The following is a 5,373-nucleotide window of genomic DNA, read 5'->3' as shown; positions in this document are numbered from 1 at the left end:
GCACACACAAATGCCAGGCAAAGTTTTGCGGGAGTGATCAGGCGAAAGCGTTCAATCATGTGAGTTTGAACACCAAGTGAATTTAATTGTTGCTCTGAAAACAGGGCTTCAAAAATGGTTGAAAATGTGGTAATTTGATTTTGCTTCATTCGTTTTAGCCCTCTGGGCGTTCTATTTTATTCGCAAAATCAATTAGATCACGAATGAAGCACCTATTCAAATCCTAAAGATCATACGTATGAGAGAGAGCTCGGGCTCAGGCTCCGGAAATGCGGAGCAGGGAAATCAACTAACAGTATGAAACAAAATAAAAAAGGCAGCTGCGGCTGCCTTTTGTACAATCCACTAAAAAAATAACAAGGACAGTCGTATGAATGTCATCACAAAATGTGTTTTCACCGCTTCTGCTCTGCTGATGCTTGGCTTAAGTTCATTTGTAGTATCAGCCCAATCCCCTTTGTTAAAAGAGCAGATTGAAACCATAGTGACGGGTAAAAAGGCCACTGTAGGTGTAGCAGTGTGGGGGCCTGACGATCTGGAACCTTTGTTGCTGAATCCATTTGAAAAGTTTCCGATGCAAAGTGTGTTTAAACTGCATTTAGCTATGTTAGTTCTGCATCAGGTCGATCAGGGGAAACTGGATTTAAATCAGTCTGTTACTGTTAATCGTGCTGCAGTATTACAAAATACCTGGTCGCCAATGATGAAAGATCATCAGGGCGATGAATTTACTGTTGCAGTACAGCAGTTACTGCAGTATTCGGTGTCACACAGCGACAATGTGGCCTGCGATTTGTTATTTGAACTGGTGGGCGGGCCGCAAGCTTTGCATGCTTATATCCAGTCTTTAGGCGTTAAAGAAGCTGCCGTGGTAGCAAATGAAGCGCAAATGCATGCGGATGATCAGGTGCAATATCAAAACTGGACGTCGATGAAAGCCGCAGCACAAGTTCTGCAAAAGTTTGAACAGAAAAAGCAGTTGTCTGAAACCTCTCAGGCCTTGTTATGGAAATGGATGGTTGAAACCACCACAGGACCACAGCGGTTAAAAGGCTTGTTACCTGCTGGTACTATAGTGGCGCATAAAACCGGTACTTCGGGCGTCAGAGCAGGAAAAACTGCGGCGACTAATGATGCGGGCGTCATTATGTTGCCTGATGGACGGCCTTTATTGGTGGCGGTATTTGTCAAGGATTCGGCTGAATCAGAACGAACCAATGAAGCTATTATTGCGCAGGTTGCGCAAGCGGCTTATCAGTTTGAGCTGAAAAAACTCTCTGCAGTGAGTCCGGATTGAGCAAAAATCAGCACTATCTAAGCGACTTATTAAAGGTATAAACTGCAGTCATGATCTGAAAATGGAGTAGGTTATGCAGTTATTAGGTTCAGTCGCTTCGCCTTTTGTGCGTCGTTTACGTTTAGTGCTGGCTGGTCAGCCTTATCAGTTTGTGGCTTTGAATATTTTTGAATCCGAAGGCCGTTCTGTGCTGGTAAAACACAACCCGGCCCGAAAGGTGCCGGTGCTGGTGGATAATGAACAGGTTATTTTTGATTCCGGGGTGATTTACCGTTATCTGACGCAAAAGTTGAAACTACCGCCTTTAAGCTGGGATCAGGAAAACAGCCTGACGACGATCAACGCCTGCACAGATTCGCTGGTTGAACTGTTGCTTTGTAAACGTTCAGGTTTCGATGTGACTGAAGATAAATTGTTTTTTAATCTACAGCATGAGCGTATTCAGGCAACTCTGGAAGCCTTAGAGCAACAGATCAGGGCAGGGCAATTTGGACGCTGGGATTATCTGAGTATCAGCTTATTTACGCTGGTCGACTGGGTGTTATTTCGTGATTTGGTCGACTTAAAACCTTTCCCGGTATTACTGCAATTCAGAAACGAGCATTTAAAACAACCGATGGTAGCTGAAACCGACCCTCGTTTGAGCTAAAGGCAGGGTCAGAGCTGTTAGCTCTGACCCAGTGACTATTATTCCACGCCAATAAAACCACCGGTTTGATGCGCCCATAACTGAGCGTAAATCCCACCTTTGGCGATCAGTTCCTGATGGCTGCCTTGCTCAACGATACGACCCTGGTCCAGTACTATCAGCCTGTCCATTGCCGCGATAGTGGATAAACGGTGTGCTATCGCTATCACAGTTTTTCCTATCATCAGCTGAGTCAGACTGTGCTGAATCGCAGCTTCCACTTCTGAATCCAGTGCTGAGGTTGCTTCATCCAGAATAAGGATAGGGGCGTTTTTCAATAACACCCGCGCTATAGCAATACGCTGACGCTGACCACCTGATAGTTTTACACCCCGTTCGCCGACCTGAGCGTCGTAGCCGCTATTGCCTTTAGGGTCGGTCAGTTCCTGAATAAAGGCATCGGCTTCGGCCAAGCGAGCTGCTTCAACCATTTCTGCTTCGGTAGCACCAGGGCGGCCATACAGAATGTTTTCGCGCACAGTCCGGTGCAGCAAAGACGTATCCTGTGTCACCATCGCAATATGAGCACGTAAGCTTTCCTGTGATACGGTTTTTATGTCCTGACCATCTATTAAAATCTGGCCGGAATTAACATCATAAAAACGCAGTAACAAGTTCACCAGCGTCGATTTGCCTGCACCAGAGCGGCCGACTAATCCTACTTTTTCACCCGGTTTAATCGACAATTCAAGGCCATCAATGACGGGGCCATGTTCGCCTGCGACTTTACCGTAGTTAAAGTTCAGCTGTTTAAATTCAATCTGTCCCTGTGGTACTTCGATAGGCTTAGCTGTTGCTATATCAACGATTTGCTGAGGCTGAGACAAAGTGGCAATGCCATCAGCCACTGTACCTATATTTTCAAACAGCGCACTGACTTCCCACATGATCCATTGCGACATACTGTTTAAACGCAAAGCCAGACTGACGGCTATGGCAATAGAACCCACAGTGACTGCATTGACCGACCATAACCATATCGCCAGAGTAGCGATAGAGAATACCAATAGATAATTCAGACCCTGCACACAAATGTTCAGCCAGGTGGCAAGGCGCATTTGTTTATACACAGGCACCAGAAACAGCTGCATGCTGTCGCGGGCATAATCAGATTCACGTGCTGTGTGTGAGAACAGTTTAATGGTACTGATATTGGTGTAACTGTCGACAATACGGCCTGTCATTTCTGAACTGGCGTCGGCTTGCTCAGTAGCAACCTGTTTTAGGCGCGGCACAAAATAGAACTGTAGACCTGTGTAAATGACTAACCATGCAAGCATCGGCAGCACCAAACGCCAGTCTGCATCTGCTATCAGGTACAACATAGAGCCAAAATACACCACCACATACACCATCACATCCAGCAGCTTGGTGGCAGTTTCCCGCACAGCCAGAGCCGTTTGCATGACCTTAGTGGCGATACGGCCGGCGAATTCATTCTGATAAAAGCCAAGGCTTTGTTTTAATAAATAACGGTGCGCTAACCAGCGGATCGACATAGGGTAGTTACCCAATATGGTCTGGTGGATCAGGGCTGAGTGGAAAAACACTAAAGCGGGTAACACCACCAGCATCACGACTGCCATGGTGATTAAGGTATCTTGTTCTTCCTGCCAGAAGGTTTCCGGGTTTTTATTCACCAGCCAGTCCACCAGTTGGCCCATATAACCGAATAATGAAACTTCCAGCGCAGCCAGCAGCGCTGTTGCAATAGACATCAGGATCAGCGGCAGCACCATACCTTTGCTGTAATGTAAACAAAACGCAAATAAACCTTGAGGTGGCTGAGTAGGCTCATCATCAGGAAAAGGTTTGGTTAATCGTTCAAAAAAGCCCAGCATAAAATTCCTCAAAGGCGACGAAAAAGGTCGTTATTGTACGTCAAAGTATAAAAAACAGATGTAACTATTTGATGAACGCCTGTTTTACAGCGCTCATCTATCTGGCGGACCACTTTGCTGTAGAGCCTTTGCTAGTGACGTCACATACGTATGTCTTTAGCGAACTAACATCATGATTCATATGTGATTTCCAACACTTTAAAAGCCCCTGATTTTTGATCTCGCTTTACATTTACCCTCTGGCAATGTTCCGCGAGAAACGCAAAAACCTTACCCAATTCCGCAGCAATTTCAGTTATCCCTGAACAAGCCCATTTTATACAAAAGGGAAGCGCGAATTCAACTCCGAAGTGCAACACCCGCCAAATCAAGCAACCTGTCGTAGTTCATCAAACACGATCTGCGGTTGCCTGAAATCCAAACATTTGCGCGGTCTAAGGTTGAGTCGCCGCTCGAAGGCCGACAACTCATCCGGGCTGAGCTGGCTCAGGTCGCTGCCCTTGGGCACATACTGCCGCAACAAGCCATTGCTGTTCTCGTTCAGACCTCGCTCCCACGCGCTGTATGGATGCGCGAAGTAAAACTGGGTATTTAGCACCTTGGCTACTCGCTCATGTTCCACAAATTCACTGCCATTGTCCGCGGTGATTGTATGAACATGTGCCTTGTAGGGCTCTAGCATGCAGATGATGGCATCGGCCACTGCAGCTGCCGTCTTGGCAGGCACATACTGCACTAGGTAGAGTCGGCTCTTACGCTCGGCCAGTGTCACGATGGCACCACTACCTTGTTTGCCCGAAACGGTATCCACCTCCCAGTCACCCAATCGGCTACGAGAGTCGACTATCGCTGGGCGCTCATCGATCGATACCGGGTTGGGGATCACGCAGCGCTTGGCATTCTGTCCCTTACGGTAACGTTTGTGGCCTTGCCGCAAGTGACGGAACAGCTTGCCACCGTTGGCCTTATCCTGCGCCACATAGCGGTAGATCCACTCATGACTGACAGGGCAACCAATGCGCCTGCAGACCGAGCTTATCTGCTCCGGACTCCAGTCTGCGGCCAACGCCATGGTCACGAAAATAAGGGTATCTTCCGGGACACGATATTTGCTGCTGGAACATCGTCGCAGGGTGGCCGATTGATGAGCCTCTGCTGGTTGATAACCTTGCGCACACCGGTTGCGACGGAGTTCGCGACTAATGGTGGATGGATGCACACCCACCTTGCGGGCAATCATTGCTTGGCTCAAGCCATGGTCATGAAGGCAGGCGATCTGGTATCGTTGTCCTTCGGTCAACTGATGGTATCTCATGGTGTTCCGCTTTGTTTCTTTGGCGAGAAGAAGCGTACCAGAACCGGCAGTTGGCCTCTTCTCTCCTATGCACCATGGGTGTTGCAGTTATTATCTGAATTCGCGAGCCACCACTGATTGGCTGTTTTGGCCCCGCTGAACATGGACAACACTCGCCGATATTTTTGCTGTGCTCCGTTGATTAACCAACGCTTGAGCGTTGCCGCCAGCAGACTTCCCCAAATCAACGTTT

The 5,373-nt window shown here is 47.8% G+C and carries 4 protein-coding genes and 2 pseudogenes; 2 read left to right on the top strand and 4 right to left on the bottom strand.

What is annotated here, in order from left to right; translation table 11 throughout:
• Positions 1–149: pseudogene (locus B5P39_RS24615) on the bottom strand (IS4 family transposase); the annotation flags it as partial.
• Positions 150–370: 221 nt separating this feature from the next.
• On the opposite strand from B5P39_RS24615, the gene B5P39_RS24140 reads away from it, so the two are divergent.
• Positions 371–1,297 (top strand): inhibitor-resistant extended-spectrum class A beta-lactamase PER-2, encoded by a 927-nt coding sequence (locus B5P39_RS24140; protein ID WP_032491907.1) that lies wholly within the window; start codon positions 371–373, stop codon positions 1,295–1,297.
• Between the two features lie 73 nt (positions 1,298–1,370).
• Positions 1,371–1,946, top strand: a complete 576-nt coding sequence (locus tag B5P39_RS24135) for a glutathione S-transferase family protein (protein ID WP_032491908.1) — start codon at positions 1,371–1,373, stop codon at positions 1,944–1,946.
• A gap of 38 nt (positions 1,947–1,984) precedes the next feature.
• On the opposite strand, the gene B5P39_RS24130 is transcribed toward B5P39_RS24135, so the two are convergent.
• From B5P39_RS24130 to B5P39_RS24120, 3 genes and pseudogenes are all read right to left on the bottom strand, one after another.
• A complete protein-coding gene (locus B5P39_RS24130; RefSeq protein ID WP_088213167.1) occupies positions 1,985–3,826 on the bottom strand; it encodes an ABC transporter ATP-binding protein in 1,842 nt (613 codons plus the stop codon).
• Positions 3,827–3,996: 170 nt separating this feature from the next.
• Positions 3,997–4,158 (bottom strand): annotated as a pseudogene (locus B5P39_RS24125) (IS4 family transposase); the annotation flags it as partial.
• 35 nt (positions 4,159–4,193) lie between these two features.
• Positions 4,194–5,141 (bottom strand): IS30 family transposase, encoded by a 948-nt coding sequence (locus B5P39_RS24120; protein WP_088213165.1) that lies wholly within the window; start codon positions 5,139–5,141, stop codon positions 4,194–4,196.
• Positions 5,142–5,373: the final 232 nt, after the last annotated feature.

This window comes from Shewanella sp. Shew256 (genome assembly GCF_002196695.1).
Lineage (GTDB): Bacteria > Pseudomonadota > Gammaproteobacteria > Enterobacterales > Shewanellaceae > Shewanella > Shewanella mangrovisoli.
Note: the sequence above shows the minus strand (reverse complement) of the source record. Positions and strands in the feature narration are given on the sequence as shown.

Excerpts from the sequence above, each read along its gene's own strand:
- B5P39_RS24140 (WP_032491907.1), top strand. The coding sequence starts at position 371 with ATGAATGTCATCACAAAATGTGTTTTCACCGCTTCTGCTCTGCTGATG.
- B5P39_RS24135 (WP_032491908.1), top strand. The coding sequence starts at position 1,371 with ATGCAGTTATTAGGTTCAGTCGCTTCGCCTTTTGTGCGTCGTTTACGT.
- B5P39_RS24130 (WP_088213167.1), bottom strand. The coding sequence starts at position 3,826 with ATGCTGGGCTTTTTTGAACGATTAACCAAACCTTTTCCTGATGATGAG.
- B5P39_RS24120 (WP_088213165.1), bottom strand. The coding sequence starts at position 5,141 with ATGAGATACCATCAGTTGACCGAAGGACAACGATACCAGATCGCCTGC.